The organism is Oscillatoria sp. FACHB-1406 (genome assembly GCF_014698145.1).
Lineage (GTDB): Bacteria > Cyanobacteriota > Cyanobacteriia > Cyanobacteriales > Spirulinaceae > FACHB-1406.
Window position 1 is genome coordinate 256,267 of record NZ_JACJSM010000003.1, and the last position, 21,950, is coordinate 278,216.

The window sequence follows — 21,950 nt, forward strand, 5'->3', positions numbered from 1 at the left end:
AAAGTTTAATTAACTGCATTAGGGTCGAGAGTGGGCGCGAGCACTTCAAAACGAACGCATTGTCTCAGCCAATCCGGAGCGCTTGTCCCGACATCCGAAGGCCCGCCCGTCAAACCTCGGACTTGCAAGCGATCGCTAGTAATTCCTCGTTCGAGCAGAGCGGTGCGAACCGCAGTTGCTCGCCGAAACCCGAGTTGGGACGAAATTTCTCCTTCTGAAGGCGGACTGTAACCAATAATCTCGATTTGTAAGTCGGGATACTGGTTCAAGATACGAACGACTGACTCAATTTTAACTTTAAGGTCGATCGATTGGATTTGAGTGCTGTCTTTCGCAAAGTAAATTCTTGTGGAAATATTGATGCTGGGGAGGCCGAAGGCCGTGCTGACATTGCTAATGCCCGGAATTTGCTCGAAGGCTCGCGTCGCTTTTTGGATCGCTGCCGTACTTTTTACCATCCCTGAAAGAATTACTTTACCGCGAGTTGGCAGTTCGCCGGTATTCGGTAAGGTTTCGTAACGAGCGTTAATCGCCATACCGGATTCTTGGTTGAGGAGCGCTTCGACTCGCTTGACTTCGGCACGAACGCGATCGGGATCGGGGGGGATATCGACGGCTAAGATGCGATTGTTGAGTTGCTGCTTGGAAGCGAGGAAGGGAGTAACAAGGGTAGTGGCTTTGTCGCGCAGAGTCGGGCTGGGAACTCGCCCTTGTAGGGTTAATTGCTCGCGGTTGGCTCTGACGTTAAAGCGATAGACGGAGAGTTCGGGGTTGTCGTAAAGCGCCGAGAGGACGCTTCTTTCGAGTTGGTGGTTGAAGGCTTGCTGGCGTTGGTGCAAGTGCCAAGGGATGCCAATCGCGAGGGCAATCGCTCCAGCAACTCCGAGGAGCATCCAAGGAATCGCTTTCGGTTTTACCGATTTGTCCTCAATTTCCATTAAGCCTTCGATTAAGGGCGGAACGGCTTCGGGGAGGGTATCGGGATCGCCGTCAAAATCTTCGATCGCGTCGCCGTATTTCTGGATAATATAGCCCAGCGTGCCGCGAACTTTTTCAATGAAATCCGATGGCGGAGTTCCTTGGATGACAACGGCGAGATAGCAGTAGCCTGCGACTTCCAACAAAATTTTGGAATCGCCGTATTCAATTTCGTTGAGTTCGGATTCGCCGGACGGGGCGATACATTCTTTGACAAAACTCCGAATCGCCGTGAGCATTCCGCCGATCATTTCGGCATCCAGGGTAAGCGCGTCGGAGAGGTGAGTTTGGGCAATGACGAGTCCAGAACTCTTGTGAATCAGGAAGACGGCTTTGATGCGCGCGGGCATCGATTCGGTGAAGATTAGTTCGGCTTCGGATACGCCCTGAAGCCGAGCGCGAACTTTGCGTTTGACGCTTTCGGAGGTAAGAGTTTCGGAGAGTTTGCGATTGATCTCTTGAATCGCTTCGGCGATGTAGCGCTTGATGATACCGCCGATGATGGGGTAGAGGGCATCAACCATTGCATCGCGTTCGAGTTCGACTTGCTGCTTGATGGCGCGTCCCATTTCCGGGGCGAGGACTTGAGCGATGGAGTTGCGATCGAGTCGGACTTGTTCGCGGATTGCCGCTCCCATTGCCGGCGCGATCGCTTTCACGATTTCATGAGGTGCATCTCTGATTTCTTGGGAGATGGCTGCCGGGATGATTTTGGCCAGAACGCCACTCATGGCATCTCGATCTTGTCGGGCGCGCTGGTCGATGATGCCGTCGGCAATGGGATATAAGGCCTGACAAACGTCTTCCCGGGATTGCTGGACTTTGCGATCGAGCAGTTCGGCAACCACCGGCATTAGCAGTTCGATTAAAGCATCGGAATCGGAGATTTGATGGTGGAGAGTGCGGATTTGGTGGCTGAGTTGCTTGACTTGTTCTTCTGACTCATTGTCGGAGCCGACAATGAGTTCGCGCAACTGCGCGAAAATTTCCGATTCGGGATCGCCGTCCGCGTTAGGAGCGGGCGGGTTAGTGGATTCGGGCGCGAGGGTGCTTTGAGGTGCGATCGCGCTTTCCGGTTCGACGGTAGGGAGGGCGGCTTCGACCTCAACCCAATTGACAACGAGATCGTCTGCCGCTTGCGATCGCGATTCCGAGGTTGGATCGGAGGTCGGGGAACTGTCAGCCGCTTCTGGGAGGGTTGAGGGTTTTGGGGACGAGTTTCCTTCAATTAAATTAAACAGAAGCGAGAGTTGATCTTCTAGCTCCTCGGCTGACTCGTCCCTTGAGGAGCGAGGTGGTTCGGAAAAGCGATCTGATAAAGTCATCGCGGCTTATCCCCTCGGGCAACGACACCACTGGCTCGCATTTGAAGGCTTAAAGTTTCTCAGTTCGAGCTATTCTGACATAATCTCTGCGGAAAGTTCGGGATCGACTGCCGCCTTGAGTGCCGGAACGAAGTCTTCTCCCCTCAAACGCATTCCCAATTCAAATAAGATGGAAGCCATATCTTCTCTGGCTAGTTTACCATCCCGCAGCATTCCGAAACGGCTGTCGAGTTCTTCAAAGACTTGGACTCGCAGGGCGCGGATGTCATCTTGAAGCTTTTCGCGATTATCGGAGAATTGGGTGCGGAGCGTATCGGTTTTTTGGTCGAGGGCTTCGTCGATCGCAGCTAGCTGGTTGCTGAACTTTTGGTCGAGCCGTTCTACTTGTTGGCGGCGTTCGGAGAGTTCTTCTTGAGTATGGGTGGCTAAGGATTTGAGGCGTTTTTCTAAGGCGTTCGTTGCCGATTGAATTTCGAGGCGAAGCGAGCTTTTGATATCGTCAAGACGAGCGCTGAGGTCTTGGTGCAAAAGGGAGAGTTCGGATTCAATTTGCGAGAAGCGACCTTCGTAGTCTCGCAGTTGGGAGCCTACCAAAATTTCTCTGATTTTATCGAGATTGCCGAGGCGATCGCGCATTTCTTCTCTGCTCATATCACTCATATTGATAGATAGCTCCGAAAACTGATTGTAATGTTAAATTGCTGTAATTCTTGAATCCTATCATTAAGGCTTAGGTTTCCACGGCGCGAACCCAAGGAATCGCGCTGTGGAAACTGGGAAGGGATATTAACGCCCCTAAAACTGTTTGTCTCCCTGTCAAGCGCTCTTGAGAAGGCAAACGGCTCAGCTTTTCGCGCGCAACTCCTCGATCGCGTCGCGTTCTGGGGGTTCTCGGTGGGGCGGAATTTGCCGCGCGTCGGTAATTAGCCAATCGAGGGCGGCAGCTTGCAAATCGATGGAAGCTCCGCTTTTATCGACGCAGTAGCGACCGAAGACCAGTTTATCGACCAGTCTAACCCCCGCTCCCAAACGCGAGTATTCAAAAATGACACTGTTATCCACTGTGGCATCTTTACAAATCCAGCAGTTGGGACCGATCATCGTTGGGCCGACAATGGTCGCCCCATCTTCAATCCGAGTCATGCCGCCAATATAAACCGGCCCTTGAATCGAAATTTTATCCCAGTTGGCTGCAACGTTAAGACCGGTGTAAATTCCGGGCGCGATTTCGGTTCCGGGAATGGACACATTTTTAATCTCGCCGGTTAAAACGCCGCGAACCGCCTGCCAGTAGTCGGGGACTTTTCCGATATCGACCCATTCAAAGTCCATTGGGATGCCGTAGAAGGGGGCTTCCATCTCGACCAGTTTGGGAAAGAGTTCGCTACCGAGGTCGTATTCTTGGTTGGGGGGAATGTAGTCGATGATTTCCGGCTCGAAGATATAAATCCCGGTATTGATCTCGGTACTGAGCGCTTCTTCAATGCTGGGTTTTTCTTGGAAGGCTGTAATGCGCCCGTCCTCGTTAGTGACGACAACACCGTAGCTAGAAACCTGGTCTTTGGGGACGGTTTTTGTAACAATACTCGCGATCGCACCTTTTTCTTTATGAGCTTTAACCGCCGCCGTTAAATCTAAATCGATCAACGCATCGCCGCAGAGGACAATAAAGGTATCGTCGAAGAAAGGGTTGAAATCTTGAACGCGTCTCAGACCGCCCGCAGACCCCAAAGCCTCCCCAATCAATCGACCGTCTTCAATGCGTCCTTCAAACGAATAAGCAATGTGAACCCCAAAGCGCTGCCCGTCGCGGAAATAACTTTCAAGTTCTTCAGCGAGATGGCTGACATTGACCATCACTTCGTTGAAGCCATGCGCGCGCAGTAACTCCAGCAAAAACTCCATCACGGGTTTTTGTAAAATCGGAATCAAAGGCTTGGGAATCGTATAAGTAATCGGACGAACGCGCGTTCCCTTCCCAGCCGCCAAAATCATGGCCTTCATGTCTTTTCCACTCCTTGACCCTACCTACACCACAACATTATGCGTGATGGAGCGCGATTACCGCCACTGGGTTAATCGCAAAGCGGCAAAGAGCGATCTGGCCTATGAATCTTGAATTGTAGGTTTTATTACTGGGTTTTATTAAATCATGCCCGGGCAATTCCTCAACAGCGACGCAACCCCAAGCGCGGGCTACTGCTTTCGGTCGGTTCTGGAACCTTATACCAGTTCCCAATCCCGATCGCTAAATTTTATAGCCATCGTCAAGGCAGTTAGGACAAAATTGGGTAGGGGCGAATGGCATTCGCCATTGGTGTCAACTTAAGCACGAGTGTTTGTTATAGCGTCATCCCAGCCCTCACCCCCCCGACCCCCCTCTCCCAATTTTGGGCGAGGGGGGAGAAGAATTCTCTGTTGCTCCCCTCTCCCAGAGTTGGGAGAGGGGCTGGGGGTGAGGGCGATTCCGCTTTATGAGTGGGTTTCACCCTAAGTTGACACCAATGGGCATTCGCCCGGTTTTCCACCCATCGAATTGTCCTCATCGATGTGTCTATTGCTATATCTGTAGGGGCGCGCAGAACCGTAAAAAACCAATGAGAACTGGTATTAGTGCAATTCTCCCCCATCCTCCTCTCGCGTTGAGACCCGGATCGAGCTATCATCTATACCTAAATGTCAATACGTCCTCTCGTTGGTCGGGGTTCGGGTTCTGATTCTGGAGTTTTGATGGAGAATAACGAAAGCTATCTGAATCATCCAACATTCGGTCTGCTTTACAAAATTTGCTCGGTGGAAGCGAATCAAGAACTGTTTACGACGCTCTACGCTCAGCGTCTTTTTTTCTTAGTGACTAGCAGTACGAACGGCGTATCTTTTGCGCCGATTGGTCGCTCGGACGCTCGCCTCTTGGTAGAAAATCGGATGCGCCAACTTCGCCGCCTCGGTTCCTTGTCCGAGTATGCAGAGCTTCAAGGCATTCATCGAAAAACCTGGATTTGAAATCAATAAACCCTAACCTGAACGGCACTGAAATAAGAGTTGAAAATTTCCCAAAGCATTGATATAGTGTTTTTCGTTTGCGTGAGGTACAGTTCTAAAAATCAAATCGTTAGGGGCGAATACCATTCGCCCGCTGGGTGTACCTCATCCATGTGAAAACTGCTATATTTCGTAGGGTAGGCAGCGCCCATCAGCCTTAAGTCAGTGCCGTTCAACCCTAACCTCAGTAGCAATATTTACCGCTATCATTCGCTTTCGGCTGCTCCCGAGCTAGGCGCATCGCTCCAATAACTGTCGAAACGATCACGCAGCGCTTGAGCTTGCCGCCCTTTTCCGGTTGTAACGCGATTCGTCCCAAAGCTTGCAGCGAAGTCGAACCGCACTCATCGTCAATATCGTAAACCGGACAACCATGACGGTTAAAAAGAACTCGTCCTTGTTCGTTGACTGTTCTAATCGTCGTTTCTGGGTCGATGCGAACGCCACGCTCTAAATTTTGCCAATATGCCTCATTATTGAGAACCGTCGCTGGAATAAACTCACCGTTGCTCGCCAGATGAATCGCCCACTGAACGCGGTTGTTCTTTTCCCGGAGACTGAACTGCCAAGTCAGCTTATCGCGCGTCGCATTGCTCTTCGCCGCCATCAGCGCTTGAAAAACCTCACTGCGCGACTTATTAAGTTGGTGGCGCTGCACGAAAGCCAGCCAACCCGGAACCGCAATCCCCGCTACGATCCCGATGATAACAACGACCACTAACAATTCGATTAACGTGATGCCGATCGCATCTGCCGATCTCACTTTAGCCGCATGACTCGCCGCCGCTAGCAAGCGTAACTTCAAGGTAGGTTGCATTATCCCCTGACTCTGATACAACGGGTTATACAACCTATCATTCCCACCGCCGTTAAAAAATCAACTATCTTACGGACAGCCCTCTGCATTGCTGTTCGCATCGTACTGGCGACGGCCGGGAGTCAGCCCGCCCAGGAGCGTCCGCACCATTACGCAACGTTTCGAGCCTGGAACTGCTTCGGTGGATCCTGTGCCTTTCGGCTGCGCGAGAACGATACTCAAAGTGCTTTTGAGAGGATCGGGATCGTCGGTTCCTAAACTCACAGGTTCTTTAAGTACCCCCATCTCATCAAACGTAATACTCCGAATTTCATCATTTTGCTCTTTAATGACCTCGATCTTTGCATTTTCAATCGTATTACTCCCTTTTTTCAGATTTGTTAAAACCAAAACTTGACCGCTCTTTAATCCAATATCTTTCCCCAATCTTCCTGAACTCCAATAAGAGTTCATCGCTGCATCAGGTGAAGACTTTAATGACCCCGAACTTTCGTAAAGAAGTCTAGTCGGGTGAATTGCCGCTTGAGGTAGTTTTGTGTCGGGATCGATGCGAAAACTAAGACTATAATCCAACTTTTTCTTTTTCGCTTCGCTTTGAGCTTCTCTGACTTTTTGAAGAACTTCATTATAAGTAGCATTAACACGGCGTTGTTGCATAAAGCCAAGCCACCCTGGAGCAGCAATAGCAGCAATAACGCCGATAATAACAACAACAACTAATAACTCAATTAGAGTAAATCCACTCTTTTCTTTCGATTCAGGAGCGGCACGAGTTGAAAGCAAGAGTTGTTTAAAAAGTTTATGCTTGAGCAAGCGCATTGTTTTTCTCTCTGTAGCTTAACGTAACATTCAAGGATTTTAAATTAATAAAAGGGGTAACGATAAATATCCAACTAAACTCAATTCATCTAGGCGACTCTTAATTTACTCTCTCAATCCACCTATCCCTCGAACTTCTGCTGTTGCAGTCGGAAAGTAAGACGAGAGTTTTTTCAAAGCGTCATTGCTATAATCTGGATTGCCGGAACGGATCGGTGTAATTCTTGCCCAAGCATTGCCTCTGAGGAAAACTCGAGCGATATTCTTTTCCGTGTTGACGCAAACATAGAAACCAGGAGAGGGTTTGGGTGTTGTATCTGGTTTTGTTATCGTCCATCTATTTACTTGATTGGAATCCAAATCTACTGGGCAAGTCTGAAATTTTTTCTCGGACTGCCCATTGTCAACCTCGGTGCGATCGATGTAATCAACTACAATTTGCATATCATTGGCTGAATAGGTCTCGTTTGCTCGCTCCCACTGATTCATTTTTTCAGCAACAGTTGCCCCGCCCAAATTAAGATCGAACATCTTAAATCCCGGTCTTCTTTCTTTGCGAGAGCGCCCTGATGCCTCGTAATCGCCCTTAAGATTTTTGACCCCATCAGTAATTTCAAAGCGTCCGATACGAGCAGCCGATGACCAAGGATCTGTAGAACTATCGTCTTTGATTAGATAATAGGTGACTAAGGAATACACAAAAGTATCGTCACAGTTTGCCGCATTACTAGGCTCATTACAATTAACCCCACCCCCACTAGCAGAATCTCTCGCTATAGCATCTGTAACCCTACGTCGCTTCCAAAATGCTAAAACTGGAACGCAGTTTGAAGATTTACAACCGCTTATGTCGCCTGTATTTGGAGGAATTTGATCTTTGATTCCAGAATCAGCAGAAGTCGTACTGCGATTCCTTGTCAACCCCTTCACTGGGTCGTAGATGAACACTGCTTGCTGCAAATCTCTAGCAATGAAATCGGCAGCAGCTTGAATTTCTTGTTCTGAAGTTGCTTTTGCCTGTTCTCGGCGGTCTGTATCGAGTAAATTCACAGCTAAGCCCAGCAAAGGAGTAATTACAAAAAACGCAATTAGCAAAGCAACGAGGATTTCAATTAAGGTAAAACCGTCGCTCGATTGAGAAACTTTGACCTGTTTGAGGCGAGTTGCAATTAAAAATTTAAGAGTTTCCATAGTTTTATCTACGCTGGTGGGGAGAGAAGTTACATTTATTCACTGCCAAAGTATTAAATATAAAATTTTGTCAACTTGCCGGAATTTCTGTTGTCAATTCTACGACTGGAGCAACACGATTGCCACTTCCACCAGCAAGAATACTAGCTTTGCTTTCAGGTTTGTTAGGGCTTTTTTTGAGCAGAGTTAATCCAGCCCCAAACGAGTCGGCGCGATAAACTCGTATACTTAGTAAGTAACTACTTCCATTAGAAGTTAAAGCTCTAGCTGCTTGGATTACAAAGTCTTTGCGATCGTCTGCTGTGGTACACTCGCCATTATTATTGCGATCTACGCAATATAAAATGGATGCCTGACCGACTTCAGGATTTGCACAATAACCCCCATATGTACTTATATCAGCTTTGTTACAACTAAGACTTGTGGCTGGAGCATCAAGCTTACTAAGGGTTTCAGCAGGAGTTCCGTTTGGAGAAACTATTGGAGGGGGCTTAAGCGAGGTAGAGCGTACTGAGTCGAGGTAAGCAGTGGCAGCTTGCGAGGCAAGTTCGACGCGCCGCGCTTGGATGCGAGTCGCAGCAGCAAAAGCAAGCACGGGACCAATCGCTACAATCAACAGAGTAACAATGACAATAGCAAGCAAACCCTCGATAATGGTCAGACCTTGGGTATTATCTTTGAGCAGGTGTCGGAGGAGTTTGAGTTTAAAGTTCATGGTCGGTACTCGGTCAGTGATGGATGCTCGACTTAGAGACTGGGGTTTGAAGTTCCACCAAGCGCTTAGCTTGGTGAAGAACTTCACATTGTTAATCTCTACATTTATTTGCCTTTAAGGAGAAACACAATTTTGAGGGCGTTGGTCGTTATTGACGGCTGGTCTTGTATTTCCTCTTGGGTCTCCTGCGTTTGTGAACTGAGTTGCACATAACAGCGTTTTCGTCCATGCGTCATCGCGGCTGGTTTCTCGGTAATATTCGCTGGGTGCTTCACTGGAGTTGCGATTCAGTTTCTTAGCCAAAGCATCTGGAAGCTGCGAGAGTAAGCCGACATCAAAACCCCATTGACGCGATGGTGCTTCGTAAGTCTGGTTGCGTTGACCGTTTGCTTTGTAGAACTGAGGATAGCGGAAGAGAAAGTCGTTAGTAGCATTAGCTGCTGCAATCGTCGTCGTAAAGGTTCCATTAACATTGGCTACAGGGTCTAAAAGATGCCAATAGGGACCCGTTGCATAAGCGCTACGTTTAAGCTGAATGAACGAGCCTTCAATTCTGGCGCGATATGATACCGTGCTGCCGCTAACCTGACGGTCTCTTGCCCAGTTTTCCGTAAAGTGAGGAAAGTTAGCCAGAGCGCCATTAAATTCTTGCGTCCGTCCGGGGCTATCACCAGCGATTAAGATTGCGTTAAAGCTGGGTGCTATAGAGTCCGTACTATTTGCCCAGGGCAACCAATGATTCTGATACTGATTACCTCGGTTAATAGCACCTATCATTGTTGAATCGTCAGTTTTTTCAGTGACGTGAATCTGAAGAATAGGAACTAAGAGGGGTTGTGCCTTGGTTGCATCTTCTTCTGGCTCAATCGTTCCATTACTATTCAAATCCTTCGTTTGTCCGGCACGAACCTTTCTGTTTAAGTCATCCGCAAAGTACAGCTTTTTATCAGACTTGTAAATTTCGTTGTCAGGGAATTTATAGCGATCGTCACCATCTACAGTTCGGAACAGTAGAGTATTGTCTGTTGATGTCTGGGGAGGAGAGCCTGCATCGCACGTAATCGTTCCTCCGGCGGCTGTTGTCAATTCAACATTATCCTTAGAAGTGTAACATTTGATTGTATTGCTATCGATTCCTAAAGGGATAGGAGCTTTCGTGTTGTCTAAAATGAGGCTCCCCTCAGAGGGTAAAGGAGAAACGGCTACTCCATTTACTTTGATACCTGTGATATCTGGAGTTTGGCGTAAGAATGCAACGCGACGAGCGTATTTTTGATAATCTGGCTGGGGCGGTCGAGCAGTTGTACCCGCTTTATAAGTAGAACTGAGTTTGGTATTGATTGTACCGTCGCCAATTTTGTTGGAAGCTTTTATCGTCCCATCAACCGACCAATCTTTTCCGGAGTCGCACTCAGATATTAGGAGCTTTGTACAAGTTTCCATCAAATATTCTGAGAATTTATTCCGACGCTGAATCGGTGTAACAAAGTTGTTGAAGTAGGAGCTATACAGCCGTGGATTAGAGTCTTTCTCTGCGTAATTTTTATCCTTATATTTGTCTGATATCCCTGCCACCGTCATTTCGCTGGAGAGACCGTTCGTGACAAAGTTATTGTCAAAGAAGCCATTATCGAGGCGCTTCTCCTCGATTGAGTCTATAGCTGGGGTGGAATTTTTTGCCTCTACTACAAATTTTGTTAGATCGTCGGTCGTTCGAGGGACTTTGATATTGCGGAAGCCGTTATCCACCTGATTATTTCTCAGATCGAAATCGCCTTCATTACGGAAACCAAAGCGGAAACTATCGGAGAGGAGAGAGATGGTATCGGCAAGAATAGATACAGAGCGCCATTGATCTCCCGGATTGCAATTAAGTCGAGGGTCATCCTTGCGGCAAGCAAAGGAGGTATCGAGCGTCGTTCGGTCATAGAATTGAGACCAGGAGGGATCGCTTTGCAATTTAATGTCCGAAAATTCCTCTCTGTCGTGAACATTAAAGCCTGGAGTATTCGTTACCGAGTCGCCAGCAGCGGACTGGGCTTTAATGTAAACTGGGAGATTTGAAGCAAGAATCAGACCTTTTTCTTCGGCTCTGAATTTATTGTCAGGCGCTCGCGCAATGCGTCGGCCGTTAATGAGCAAAACGCCGCTGGAACGCCGGGTGGGGTCTAGCCAGAAATCTGTGGCGCTGAGGCGATCTTTAGGACGAGGTTTGCCGGGTTCGCTCGTATCTAATTCGTGTTTGGCGAGTTCCAGACTAGTCTGGTCTGCTGCTGGTGCCGAACCGCTTCCCCACGGTAATGCTTGTTTGTTGCTGGCATCGGGCAGTGCATCATCGCGGGAAACATAAACGATGCCACTGTTCGGTATTAAATATTCATCAACATTACCGAAGACTTGACCTACAGTTTGCTTGCGCAGTACGTCGAGATCGAGAACAGTCGCTCTGATTTCCATCGGTTGGCGCAGTTCGATTGGACGGTCGTATTCAGAGCGCTTACTACTGTTATTATTAACAGTTTTCTCATTGATAAACTTCGTTTGCGACTTGTCGGTTGGTTGAAAAGAGTAACTTGTATCGTCGTAGCTATTTTCACTCGGCTTGTTTTCCGTTCCTCGGTCGTATTCAAGTTGTTTAACTTCCCGAGCGTCTAGAAACGCAATTTCTTGAATAGCGCCGTGGGGCAATCTCCCAATCGGCGTGCTTTCGTTGGGAGTAATTGTACTTCCTGCCAATCCGAGAATGTTTAAAGCACAGAGGGTAGAGTCAATCGCTGTTTTTTCAGAACGCGTGCGGTCTCCATGAGACTTCGATAGCGCTTGGCGTAATAAGGGGTTGACTAAGCGACCGTTGGGGTAGACCAATTCGGCTTGTTGAAGTAAATCTGCATCGTTTTGACCCGTACCGGATGAAGTTCTACCAACCCCATAAGTAATACCGTTGTTGGATTGACCGTCTGCGGTACCATCCACGTTGTATTTGTTGACGGTATCACTGGCGGAGATGGGGAAATAGGCTAACCCTCCACTGACATTTGCATCGGCACGATTTTGGGCTGTATTGCTGTCGGTCGGGTCGTAGTAACTGCTAACGCAGGCAATAGGTTCTTCGCCGTTCCTATAGGTATAGTGGTATACTGCGCTGGCTCGCATCCGCAGGAAAGGACGGTTTTTACTGCCTGCCGGATCTCGATCTTTAAGCGTATCTGCTGTGAGCCACGGGATCGCAGTCGGTGATATATCGATGTCTCCAGGTTTAGCAGCGTTAGGAATTGCTGGCATCCAGTCCGGCCACACTATCTTTGAGGCTGAATTCATATCATTGGGTTTGGCAGGTAAATAAACCCCAGCCCCAGTGACGATTCGCAATCCTCCTTTATCATCAAGGGAATTGTCAGGGTATGTAGCACTATCTTTTTCCCAGCTACCGTTGCGATCGGTTTGACCGATATCGACACCCTGTGAGACTTGAGATTTGCGATAGCGAATTGCATCGCTACCTTTCCATTTGGTTGCTTCGATTGACTGCTGACCTGCCTCGTTAGTAAATTCACCCCTGTTGGTTTCAAAATTCTTTGTCTTTTCGTTATAGAAAGAAGCAGGTAGACCGTTGCCGACTAGGATACGATCGCCAATCTCTTTCTCATTGATCCGAGTTTTCGGATCGAGGGCGGGCAATTGTTCTGGCAACAAGTTTAACTTCGTTGTCGTGGCAGTTTTTCTGCTTTTCTTTGCGTCGTTATCAATAAGTTCAGTCGGAAATATCCAATTTTTGTTTCTGGGACGAAGCCAATCAGTCCCTTCTCCATCAATTGCATCGGCGGTAGACAAGTTCTCCTCAACTCCAAAAGGTACTTCGGCGTAAGGAACTCGGCGAGTCAAGTCTCTAAACCATTGATTCAATGCTTTTTCTCTTGCTTCACTCTCTGTCATTTTATCTTCAGTCACAAATCGAGTTGTATTGTTTCTGACTGATTCTGGATCTGATGAAGAATTTGCATTTTTTTCGAGGGCTGCCTTAACTAACAAAGCGATTCTGTCTTCATAAGCCTTATTGTTGTAAGCAAGAACATCTGCATCGTCATTTACTGATGATTCTGATTTTTGAGAAATATAATTTGTATTAACAGTTGGTTTATTTCCTTTACCTGGAAAAAGATGAATATTGGTAGGCTTGAGATTTCCGGTTGTACCAATAATTCCGAAGCCAACGTTCCCACCCACTAAGATTTTGCCGTTTTCTTCCTCGTAAAAACAAGAGTTAGGGCTACTAACCTGATAAATTCTTAAGTTTTCAGAGTTACTATTAGCCGAAATTACAAGATTACTGCTTGTGAGAACCCGTCCGTTGAGTTTGAGCGGCGCACCAGAGTAGAGATTTAAGTCATCTTCATAGACAACGGCATTATTCCCAAAAGGAATTTTTACTCGGTCTTGCTGATACTCTAAACCCGTAAAACCCCTATTTCCACTGTAATTTTCATATTTATCATTATTGGCTCCTAGGTCAGCCTGATCTTTGTTAGTAATGGGTACGGTTACGGTATAAACATAAAAACTCTTTTTCAAATTGCCGCTGACTCGGAACCAACCATCTGCCCCGACTAAACTAGCACTTGTTCCTGCGGCAGCGCAGTTAGCGGTAAGCTTGACGTTATCTTGGGGAGGCGTTCTCGCTTCAAGGGGCGATCTCTCACGAGAAAAACCCTTCGCATCTTTAGGCGGTGTCCGGAAGTAAATCCCGTACAGCGTGAAGCTATCAAACTTACCATTATTGTCAGTATCTACAGGATAGCGCCATGCTGTCGTTGAAACTTTATCATTAGGCAGTCCATTATTCTGGGGCGTGCCGTTAGGTATATCTACGGCAAGCTGAACGCGAATTTCGTCGCTTAGATTGTACTGAGTGGATTTAAGTACGCTGTAAAAGGATAAATCGGAGGGCGCACCTTGAGGCAGGTTGGGATCGGTGAAGAGTTTGTCGATTTTCTTTTTAGCGCGCTCGATCGCGGGTAACGAAGCATTCAACGTTACCTGGTTCACCCGATAGTTACTAGCATTCTTAGCGCGATCGGTGGAGCGAATGACGATCGCGGTGGTCAACAGCGTCACCACCAAAATTACCATCACGGCAGTGGGCAGGACAAAACCGGCTGTCGCGCGATCGCGATTCCGCCCGTTCGCCCGCAGTCTCCGAAGCGTCCAGTCCTTCAAACTGTCGAGCAAAAGACTTATTTTTCGCAGGATTTCGCTGGAGATGCGGCGAAAGGCTTTGATAAAGGGCTTGGGTTTGCGTCTGGAATTAGACATGATCGTTCGGTTAAGATTGGTCCCTGACTTGCAAAGGATTGAAGTGCGTTGGGTTGAAGCGCGGTGTCGTTCGGGAGCGCTCGACTTGAAAACCCTCGGTTAATCCGTTCTCGCTCGTGCTTCTATATTGCAGAGGATACCCACCTACACCCAAAAAGCGATCGCGCTCTTGGCTCGATGATAGAAAAGGCGATCGGTAATTTAAACCATGTCAGTTCGATGACCTCAGATCGCGCGAGCGAACCCGCGACGCGCTCCCGCAGGTATCCACGTATATATTGTAAAACTTGGGGATGTGGCGCTATCAGCTTTCTTTGTTTTTCTCGTTTGAGTTATGAATTCCGAAGCACAACTTGCAGAATACTTTCAACGCAATCCCGCAGGGATCCGCTTCGCGGGGCGCGTCCAGTGGTTTCGCCGCCAACTGACGGCTTGGGGAAAGGTGAATCTGCGCGATTTTCCTTGGCGCAACACGCGCGATGCTTATGCCATTTTCGTGGCTGAATGTTTGCTACAAAAAACCGATGCAGCAACCGTGTTGCCTTTTTACAAAACGTTTCTAGAACGCTATCCAACTTTATCGGATTTAGCCGCCGCTTCCGTTGCAGAGGTGGGGGAGTTGCTGCAACCATTAGGCTTGTTTTTTCGCGCAGAACGCTTGGTTGAGGCGGCAAAATTACTGCAAACTCAATACGATGGCAAAATTCCGCAAACGGAAGCTGAGTTGCTGAAACTGCCGGGAGTGGGGAAATATACGGCGCGATCGCTCCTTGCCCACGCCTTCGCCCAGCCCGCCAGCATTCTCGATACTAACGTTGCGCGCATTTTCGAGCGTTTTTTTGGGCTGCAAGGCGATCGCGTTAAATCTCGCTGTCCTATTCTTTGGAAAGCTACCGAAATCGCACTTCCCGCCAGCAATGTCAGCCGTTGGAACTTAATTTTACTTGACTTTGGGGCAGCAGTATGTACCGCTCGCAATCCCCGTTGCGGCGAATGTCCATTGCGATCGCGCTGTCAATTCCTCAACCATTAGTACAAAAATACAAAGCATCGCTTAAACTAGAAAACAAAGCTTCTCGAGGCAATAACGCTATGACTCTTTCCCTCGATCGCGAAATTATCTACCCCGACAGCGACGGACAACCAATGGCTGACAATACCCTACAATATCGCTGGATTGTCTTAATCAAAGAAAATCTCGAACTTCTGTTCGCTGAGAATCCCGAAGTTTTTGTCGCGGGGGACTTGCTTTGGTATGCAGTGGAAGGTTCGCCCAAAATACGCCTCGCTCCTGATGTTATGGTAGCCTTCGGGCGACCCAAAGGCGATCGGGGTTCTTACCAACAGTGGAAAGAAGGCAACATCGCCCCGCAAGTTGTTTTTGAGATTCTTTCCCCTGGAAATCGCCTCAAAGAGATGGTAAAAAAGTTCCATTTCTACGAGCAATATGGGGTAGAAGAATATTACATTTACGACCCCGACGATAACGAACTCACTGGATTACTTCGCGAAGAAGATAAGTTGAATGTTATCGAAGAAATGGATGGTTTTACGAGTCCGAGATTGGGCATTCGTTTCGCTTTAACGCCGGAAACGCTGGAAATTTATCGTCCCGATGGGCGAAAGTTTTTGACAATGCTCGAACTCGAACAAAGAGTCGAACAAGCAACTCAACGCGCAGAACAAGAAGCTCAACGCGCGGAACAAGCAACTCAACGCGCCGAACAAGAAGCTCAACGCGCTGAACAAGCAACTCAACGCGCCGAACGATTAGCCGCTCAACTGAGAGCATTAGGAATCGATCCCGATAGCGAGAGTTGATAGCGAACAAATTGCCGTGTAATCGGAATCAATTAATTCCTAAAGGTAAGGGCATAGCACTGCTATTTCCTTACCTATCTTGTTGTTATGCCCCAACAAACTATTCAACTTTCCCGAACGTATTAACCCCCCGCAACCGCCGGGACAATACTGACTTCATCCCCATCTTTCAATACTGTTTCCATTCCTTGCAGGAAGCGAATATCTTCGCTATCGACGTACACATTTAAAAAGCGGCGAAGTTTGCCTTCTTCATCGCAAATTCGCGCTTTAATTCCCGGAAAATCACTTTCAAGAGCCTCGATTAATTCAGTGATATTACTCCCCGAAACTTCAATCGTCGCTTGCTCTTTAGTATATTTTTGTAATGCAGTCGGTACTAAAACTTTTACAGCCATTTTTTCAGCGAACAGTTATTCAGTGAACAGTTATCAGTAGAGAGAGAACAGCGGACAATTGAATTGGAGAAATGCGATCGCGATCGGCGAACAACTATCAATTGTCCATTGTCCGTTATTCATTAAACCAGAACGGGCTGCCAATCCAAGCGCTCTAATGCTTGCGCCCGCTCCCAAGCCCGCTCGAAGCTGTCGAGTTTGGCATCAATCGTGAAAGTTTCGCCAATCGAACCTTGGACGGCTTCTTGGGTTTTTAAGCCGTTGCCGGTGATGTAAACAACGGTGGTTTCTTCGGGATCGATTTTACCGGCTTCGACTAATTTTTTCAGCACGGCAATCGTCGTTCCGCCCGCTGTTTCGGTGAAAATGCCTTCGGTTTCGGCGAGCAATTTAATCCCTTCAATGATTTCGGCATCGTTAGCAGATTCAATTGTGCCGTTCGTCTTCCGAGCTAATTCTAAAGCATAAACGCCGTCGGCGGGATTGCCGATCGCGATCGATTTTGCAATGGTATTCGGTTTCACTGGAGCGACAAAATCGCGTCCTTCTTTAAAGGCTTGCGCGACGGGCGAACATCCTTCTGCTTGCGCGCCGCTGAACCGCACGGCTTTATCTTCGACTAAACCAACCTTGACGAACTCTTGGAAGCCTTTATGGATTTTATTGTAAAGAGAACCGGACGCGATCGGAGCAACGATATGGTCGGGAAGCTTCCAACCCAATTGTTCTGCTACTTCAAAGCCTAACGTTTTCGAGCCTTCGGAATAATAAGGACGCAAGTTAATATTGACAAATCCCCAGCCGTATGTATTGGCAATTTCCGAGCAGAGGCGGTTCACTTGGTCGTAGTTGCCCTTAACCGCCATCACCGTGGGATTGTAGATTAGCGTACCCAGGACTTTCCCGGCTTCCAAATCGGCGGGAATAAACACGCAGCAGTCTAAACCGGCATGGGCTGCGATCGCGGCGGTAGAATTGGCTAAATTCCCCGTACTCGCGCAGGAAACCGTCGTGAAACCTAACTCTCTAGCGCGACTCAGCGCCACTGACACCACCCGATCCTTAAAGCTTAAGGTGGGCATATTCACCGCGTCATTCTTAATGTAGAGATTTTTTAAACCCAAGCGACGAGCGAGACGCTGCGACTTCACCAGCGGAGTCATCCCCGTTCCCACGTCGATATAGTTATCCGTGACGACGGGGAGAAAGTCGCGGTAGCGCCAAATGGAGTTTGGACCGGCGGCGATGCTTTCGCGAGTGACGCGAGAGCGGATTAAATCGTAATCGTAAGCGACTTCGAGCGGGGAGAACGTTTCCTCGCAAACATACAGCGCGCCCGGTTCGTACTCAATCCCGCCTTCTTTGGAGACGAGTTTATTAAAGGTTGCGGTTGAAGCGGTTTTGTCAGTTGCGATCGCCTGGGTCATCTTCGGGTTCTCTCCATTTCCATCAGTTAGTGGCAGATAGTAGCACGCCCCAAAAACCCCGTCAAACAATCCCGACAAAAAAAGTCGGGATTAAAAGTTGAGGGTTGAAACCTTTGCTAGAGTGTCGCTTTTACCCATTTGACCTCTAATCCCCAATGCCGTAATACCATCAGGGTAATTGTTAAGATTTTTAAAGCAAGGAATGTAGAAACTGTCTCCAACTTTCTCCAACCCATCCTCACAAGTTCCCCAAAATCTTCTCCTATAACTAGAGGTATAGGACGTTATACTCATTCCCGATCGCGATGTTTCCCGCCCGATTCAGCTTAGGAAATGATGCTTATCCCCAATCGTCGCGCTACCGGGAGGAGTGACAAGACCTCTACACACAATGGGAGATGCAACGATGACAGTCGAACAATGGAATGAATTCAACCCCGGCAATTGGACAAAAGAGGTGGATGTCCGCGATTTCATTCAAAAGAATTACACCCCTTTTGAAGGCGATGAATCGTTTTTAGTGGGGGCAACTTCTCGTACTGAAGAACTTTGGCAACAAGTCGCTCAGTTAATGATTAAAGAACGAGAAAAAGGCATTCTCGATGCCGATACCGCGATCGCATCTACCATTGTCTCCCACGCTCCGGGCTACATTGATAAAGATATAGAACAAATTGTCGGTTTGCAAACCGATAAACCCCTCAAACGTGCCATCATGCCTTTAGGCGGCATTCGCGTCGTGAAAGCTTCCCTCGAAGCTTACGGTTACAAACTCGATCCCGCCACTGAAGAAATTTTTACGAAATATCGCAAAACCCACAACGATGGTGTTTTCGATGCTTATACCAAAGAAATGCGTTTAGCGCGGCATTCTGGCATTATTACCGGGCTGCCCGATGCTTACGGACGCGGGCGAATTATTGGCGATTATCGCCGCGTTGCTTTGTATGGAGTCAACCGCTTAATTGACGATAAAAAAACGCAATTAGAATCGCTAGAAGTTGACGCGATCGATGAACCCATTATTCAACTGCGCGAAGAGATTAACGAACAAATCAAAGCTTTGTTTGAACTCATCGCAATGGGACAAAGTTATGGTTTCGATCTCTCGCGTCCGGCTGCCAATGCAAAAGAAGCCGTTCAATGGCTTTATTTAGCTTATTTAGCCGCTGTGAAAGAACAAAATGGCGCGGCAATGTCTCTCGGTCGCGTTTCCACTTTCCTTGATATTTACTTCGATCGCGACCTGAAAGCGGGTACGATGACCGAATCGGAATTGCAAGAACTTATCGACCATTTCGTCATGAAATTGCGGATGGTTCGTTTCCTCCGCACTCCCGATTACAATCAACTATTTTCCGGCGATCCAACTTGGGTAACAGAAGCAATTGGCGGGATGGGTGAAGATGGTCGTTCGTTAGTTACGCGCACCAGTTTTCGCGTCCTTAATACCCTTTATACATTAGGCCCTGCCCCCGAACCCAACTTAACCGTATTGTGGTCGGAACGCTTGCCCAAAGCCTTTAAGCGTTTCTGTGCGAAAGTATCCACAGAAACCAGTTCGATTCAGTACGAAAACGACGACTTACAACGTCCGTACTGGGGGGATGATTACGCGATCGCGTGCTGCGTTTCCGCCATGCGCGTCGGCAAACAAATGCAATTTTTCGGCGCGCGAGTCAACCTTGCAAAATGCCTGTTGTATGCGATTAATGGCGGCAAAGATGAAAAATCTGGCGAACAAATCGCCCCTGCTTATGCACCGATTACCGCAGAATATTTGGATTATAACGAAGTAATGCAGCGCTTCGATCGCATGATGGACTGGTTGGCGAAGGCGTATATTAATACCCTCAATGTCATCCATCGGATGCACGATAAATATTGCTACGAACGGATCGAAATGGCACTGCACGATCGCGACGTTTTCCGGACGATGGCTTGCGGAATTGCCGGACTATCCGTAGTAGCCGATTCGCTTTCCGCGATTCAGTATGCAAAGGTGAAAGTTATCCGCGATGACAAGGGTTTAGCGGTTGATTACGAAATCGAAGACGACTTCCCGAAATATGGTAACAACGACGATCGCGCCGATAGTATTGCGGTTGATTTGGTGAAAGGTTTCATGAATAAACTCAAGAAGCATAAAACTTATCGCAATGCAATCCCCACGCAATCTGTTTTAACAATTACCTCGAACGTCGTTTACGGGAAGAAAACCGGCAGTACGCCCGACGGACGCAAAGCGGGCGAACCCTTCGCACCTGGTGCAAACCCGATGCACGGACGCGATCGCAACGGCGCGATCGCATCCCTTGCTTCCGTGGCAAAACTGCCTTATGCTTACGCCCAAGACGGCATTTCTAACACCTTCTCCGTCGTCCCAGCGGCCCTCGGAAAGACAGAACGCGATCGCTTAAATAACCTCGTCGGAATGCTGGATGGATACTTCCACGATGGCGGACATCACATCAATGTGAATGTCTTAAATCGCGACACATTATTAGATGCGATGGAGCATCCCGAACTGTATCCGCAACTCACAATTCGCGTTTCCGGTTATGCGGTGAACTTCATTAAATTAACCCGCGAACAACAGTTAGATGTGATTAAACGAACCTTCCACGAACGGTTTTAAATAATGGATAATTGATAATGGACGAATGGCACTGAAATAAGAGTCAAAAAATCGCCTGTAGAGACGTTGTATACAACGTCTCTACAGATAATTTCGTAGGGTGGGCAGCGCCCACCAGCCTTAAGTCAGTTCCATTCGACAACCCCTCTCCCGCCCCCCCTCATTCCCCCCCAATTCTGGGCTACTGTGTACACACATCTCGATCGCGGAACCGTTTCGGAACATTCCGATGTCTCAAGAGCCGATGGCTCGTTTCTCTTTCTCAATAAGCTTGAGTTGTTAAGAATCAACTCTGAATTGTGAAAGCCTTGCCTAGCAAGGCTTATACAGATTGGGGGTCTCAATTTTCTACTTGTGTGTACACAGTAGCCAATTCTGGGGGGGAAGACAGAGGATGCTTCGCTGTTTGTCGAACGGCGAGGGGGGAGAAGAATTCTCTCTTGCTCCCCTCTCCCAGGGTTGGGAGAGGGGATGGGGGTGAGGGCGATTCCACTTTCTGAGTGGGGTTTCACCTTAAGTTGACGCTAATGAGCATTGCTATGTCCTCTCTATTCAGCCTTCACTTTTTCCAAGGCCATTTCGTCCCCATTTCAGTTAAAGCAGAGAAGACCAAATAGAGGATGAGAACGGCAATACCAGCTAAAAAAGTAACGAAGTCTTGATTCACGATCGATTGTCAATTATCTATTCAGAGTAGGGCGAGTATTGCCGCCATTCTTGAAAAATTCAAACTTGCTACCTTGCCCACCCTACTAGCTATAGCAATTATTCATTATAAATTATCCATTATCCATTATCCATTATCCATTAACTTGTGTTATGCTGAGTAGCGGCACTGTACTACACGCTGAGCTATCGTTCGGGTTCATTAAGCCCGACGGGTGCGGCAACCGCTGGATTGAGCGCATACCGCTACAGCGAAATGGGGCAGTTCCACTGTTTGATTAGCTCATGAGGAAGAGTATTCGACGAATCGTCGAAGCGAGTAGGTTCGACTCCTACATCAAACTCCGGGAAATTAGCTCATTTGGTAGAGCGATCGGCTCATAATCGATTGGTAGCAGGTTCGATTCTTGCATTTTCCACCAAGCAATACCCTCGCCGGGGTTACAGGCACCTTGTTTGGGACAAGGCTAATGTTTTGTTAATAAGTTCTGCGATGGAGGTGTTTGTTCTGTTTCATCGCTACGGCGGCGGAATAGGGCAGCAGTGAGGAAGCTTGCGCTGATGTCGTTCTCCTTCTCTCGAGTCTATCCCTTCGTGCGTTTCCGGTTAAACGCAGCGAACGGTAGATTTGGCGGCAGCCGGTTAGGTTGACGGTTTCCTGTTTTGCAGGAGGCTGCAACTTCACCGCTGCTCGCCTTAATCCAGATTAGGAGAGGCATTCAGCCCGCAACCGAACTGAAAACCACCTCTGTTGGCAGGACTTGAAATATTTATGTAATATATAAATGTACAAGCTGTATTGC

At 48.0% G+C, this 21,950-nt stretch carries 15 protein-coding genes and 1 tRNA gene; 5 read left to right on the top strand and 11 right to left on the bottom strand.

All coding sequences use genetic code 11. The features are described 5' to 3' along the window. Positions 1–5: 5 nt before the first annotated feature. The 3 genes from H6G50_RS05305 to H6G50_RS05315 form a co-directional block, all read right to left on the bottom strand. On the bottom strand, positions 6–2,303 hold the full coding sequence (locus H6G50_RS05305) for a BON domain-containing protein (protein WP_190713962.1): 2,298 nt from the start codon (positions 2,301–2,303) through the stop codon (positions 6–8). A 69-nt stretch (positions 2,304–2,372) separates the two neighbouring features. Then, complete coding sequence (locus H6G50_RS05310; RefSeq protein WP_242032719.1) at positions 2,373–2,954, bottom strand: hypothetical protein; 582 nt, start codon at positions 2,952–2,954, stop codon at positions 2,373–2,375. A 192-nt stretch (positions 2,955–3,146) separates the two neighbouring features. Further along, a complete protein-coding gene (locus H6G50_RS05315) occupies positions 3,147–4,307 on the bottom strand; it encodes an NDP-sugar synthase (protein WP_190713967.1) in 1,161 nt (386 codons plus the stop codon). A 726-nt stretch (positions 4,308–5,033) separates the two neighbouring features. Between H6G50_RS05315 and pipX the strand changes: the two genes are divergently transcribed. Beyond that, entirely contained in the window at positions 5,034–5,306 is a 273-nt protein-coding gene (gene pipX / locus H6G50_RS05320; protein ID WP_190714157.1) for a transcriptional coactivator PipX, read from the top strand. A 223-nt stretch (positions 5,307–5,529) separates the two neighbouring features. Here pipX and H6G50_RS05325 read toward each other — a convergent pair whose 3' ends face one another. The 5 genes from H6G50_RS05325 to hpsA all read right to left on the bottom strand — a co-directional run bounded on the left by H6G50_RS05325 (position 5,530) and on the right by hpsA (position 14,197). Further along, complete coding sequence (locus tag H6G50_RS05325; protein WP_242032720.1) at positions 5,530–6,162, bottom strand: prepilin-type N-terminal cleavage/methylation domain-containing protein; 633 nt, start codon at positions 6,160–6,162, stop codon at positions 5,530–5,532. Positions 6,163–6,231: 69 nt separating this feature from the next. Further along, entirely contained in the window at positions 6,232–6,981 is a 750-nt protein-coding gene (locus H6G50_RS05330) for a prepilin-type N-terminal cleavage/methylation domain-containing protein (protein WP_190713968.1), read from the bottom strand. A gap of 105 nt (positions 6,982–7,086) precedes the next feature. Next, complete coding sequence (hpsC, locus tag H6G50_RS05335) at positions 7,087–8,172, bottom strand: hormogonium polysaccharide secretion pseudopilin HpsC (protein WP_190713971.1); 1,086 nt, start codon at positions 8,170–8,172, stop codon at positions 7,087–7,089. 70 nt (positions 8,173–8,242) lie between these two features. After that, positions 8,243–8,887: a hormogonium polysaccharide secretion pseudopilin HpsB gene (gene hpsB / locus H6G50_RS05340; protein WP_190713973.1), complete on the bottom strand. Its 645-nt coding sequence runs from the start codon at positions 8,885–8,887 to the stop codon at positions 8,243–8,245. A gap of 114 nt (positions 8,888–9,001) precedes the next feature. After that, the gene (gene hpsA / locus H6G50_RS05345) at positions 9,002–14,197 is read right to left on the bottom strand and encodes a hormogonium polysaccharide biosynthesis protein HpsA (RefSeq protein WP_190713975.1); all 5,196 of its coding nucleotides are present in this window, start codon (positions 14,195–14,197) and stop codon (positions 9,002–9,004) included. A 334-nt stretch (positions 14,198–14,531) separates the two neighbouring features. Between hpsA and H6G50_RS05350 the strand changes: the two genes are divergently transcribed. Both H6G50_RS05350 and H6G50_RS05355 read left to right on the top strand, forming a co-directional pair. Continuing rightward, positions 14,532–15,230: an A/G-specific adenine glycosylase gene (locus tag H6G50_RS05350; RefSeq protein ID WP_190713977.1), complete on the top strand. Its 699-nt coding sequence runs from the start codon at positions 14,532–14,534 to the stop codon at positions 15,228–15,230. Positions 15,231–15,289: 59 nt separating this feature from the next. Continuing rightward, positions 15,290–16,018: a Uma2 family endonuclease gene (locus H6G50_RS05355; protein WP_190713979.1), complete on the top strand. Its 729-nt coding sequence runs from the start codon at positions 15,290–15,292 to the stop codon at positions 16,016–16,018. A gap of 122 nt (positions 16,019–16,140) precedes the next feature. Here the strand turns inward: H6G50_RS05355 and H6G50_RS05360 are convergent, their stop codons facing one another. Both H6G50_RS05360 and thrC read right to left on the bottom strand, forming a co-directional pair. Further along, positions 16,141–16,416, bottom strand: a complete 276-nt coding sequence (locus H6G50_RS05360; RefSeq protein ID WP_190713981.1) for a MoaD/ThiS family protein — start codon at positions 16,414–16,416, stop codon at positions 16,141–16,143. 122 nt (positions 16,417–16,538) lie between these two features. Next, on the bottom strand, positions 16,539–17,843 hold the full coding sequence (thrC, locus tag H6G50_RS05365; protein ID WP_190713983.1) for a threonine synthase: 1,305 nt from the start codon (positions 17,841–17,843) through the stop codon (positions 16,539–16,541). 406 nt (positions 17,844–18,249) lie between these two features. On the opposite strand from thrC, the gene pflB reads away from it, so the two are divergent. Beyond that, the gene (gene pflB, locus H6G50_RS05370) at positions 18,250–20,481 is read left to right on the top strand and encodes a formate C-acetyltransferase (RefSeq protein ID WP_190713985.1); all 2,232 of its coding nucleotides are present in this window, start codon (positions 18,250–18,252) and stop codon (positions 20,479–20,481) included. 1,012 nt (positions 20,482–21,493) lie between these two features. Continuing rightward, positions 21,494–21,569: transfer RNA gene (locus H6G50_RS05375), tRNA-Met, on the top strand. Between the two features lie 56 nt (positions 21,570–21,625). On the opposite strand, the gene H6G50_RS05380 is transcribed toward H6G50_RS05375, so the two are convergent. Next, complete coding sequence (locus H6G50_RS05380; RefSeq protein ID WP_190713987.1) at positions 21,626–21,832, bottom strand: hypothetical protein; 207 nt, start codon at positions 21,830–21,832, stop codon at positions 21,626–21,628. Between the last annotated feature and the right edge of the window lie 118 nt (positions 21,833–21,950).

Coding starts and splice junctions, on each gene's coding strand:
- H6G50_RS05305 (WP_190713962.1), bottom strand. CDS start 2,303: ATGACTTTATCAGATCGCTTTTCCGAACCACCTCGCTCCTCAAGGGAC.
- H6G50_RS05310 (WP_242032719.1), bottom strand. CDS start 2,954: ATGAGCAGAGAAGAAATGCGCGATCGCCTCGGCAATCTCGATAAAATC.
- H6G50_RS05315 (WP_190713967.1), bottom strand. CDS start 4,307: ATGAAGGCCATGATTTTGGCGGCTGGGAAGGGAACGCGCGTTCGTCCG.
- pipX (WP_190714157.1), top strand. CDS start 5,034: ATGGAGAATAACGAAAGCTATCTGAATCATCCAACATTCGGTCTGCTT.
- H6G50_RS05325 (WP_242032720.1), bottom strand. CDS start 6,162: ATGCAACCTACCTTGAAGTTACGCTTGCTAGCGGCGGCGAGTCATGCG.
- H6G50_RS05330 (WP_190713968.1), bottom strand. CDS start 6,981: ATGCGCTTGCTCAAGCATAAACTTTTTAAACAACTCTTGCTTTCAACT.
- hpsC (WP_190713971.1), bottom strand. CDS start 8,172: ATGGAAACTCTTAAATTTTTAATTGCAACTCGCCTCAAACAGGTCAAA.
- hpsB (WP_190713973.1), bottom strand. CDS start 8,887: ATGAACTTTAAACTCAAACTCCTCCGACACCTGCTCAAAGATAATACC.
- hpsA (WP_190713975.1), bottom strand. CDS start 14,197: ATGTCTAATTCCAGACGCAAACCCAAGCCCTTTATCAAAGCCTTTCGC.
- H6G50_RS05350 (WP_190713977.1), top strand. CDS start 14,532: ATGAATTCCGAAGCACAACTTGCAGAATACTTTCAACGCAATCCCGCA.
- H6G50_RS05355 (WP_190713979.1), top strand. CDS start 15,290: ATGACTCTTTCCCTCGATCGCGAAATTATCTACCCCGACAGCGACGGA.
- H6G50_RS05360 (WP_190713981.1), bottom strand. CDS start 16,416: ATGGCTGTAAAAGTTTTAGTACCGACTGCATTACAAAAATATACTAAA.
- thrC (WP_190713983.1), bottom strand. CDS start 17,843: ATGACCCAGGCGATCGCAACTGACAAAACCGCTTCAACCGCAACCTTT.
- pflB (WP_190713985.1), top strand. CDS start 18,250: ATGACAGTCGAACAATGGAATGAATTCAACCCCGGCAATTGGACAAAA.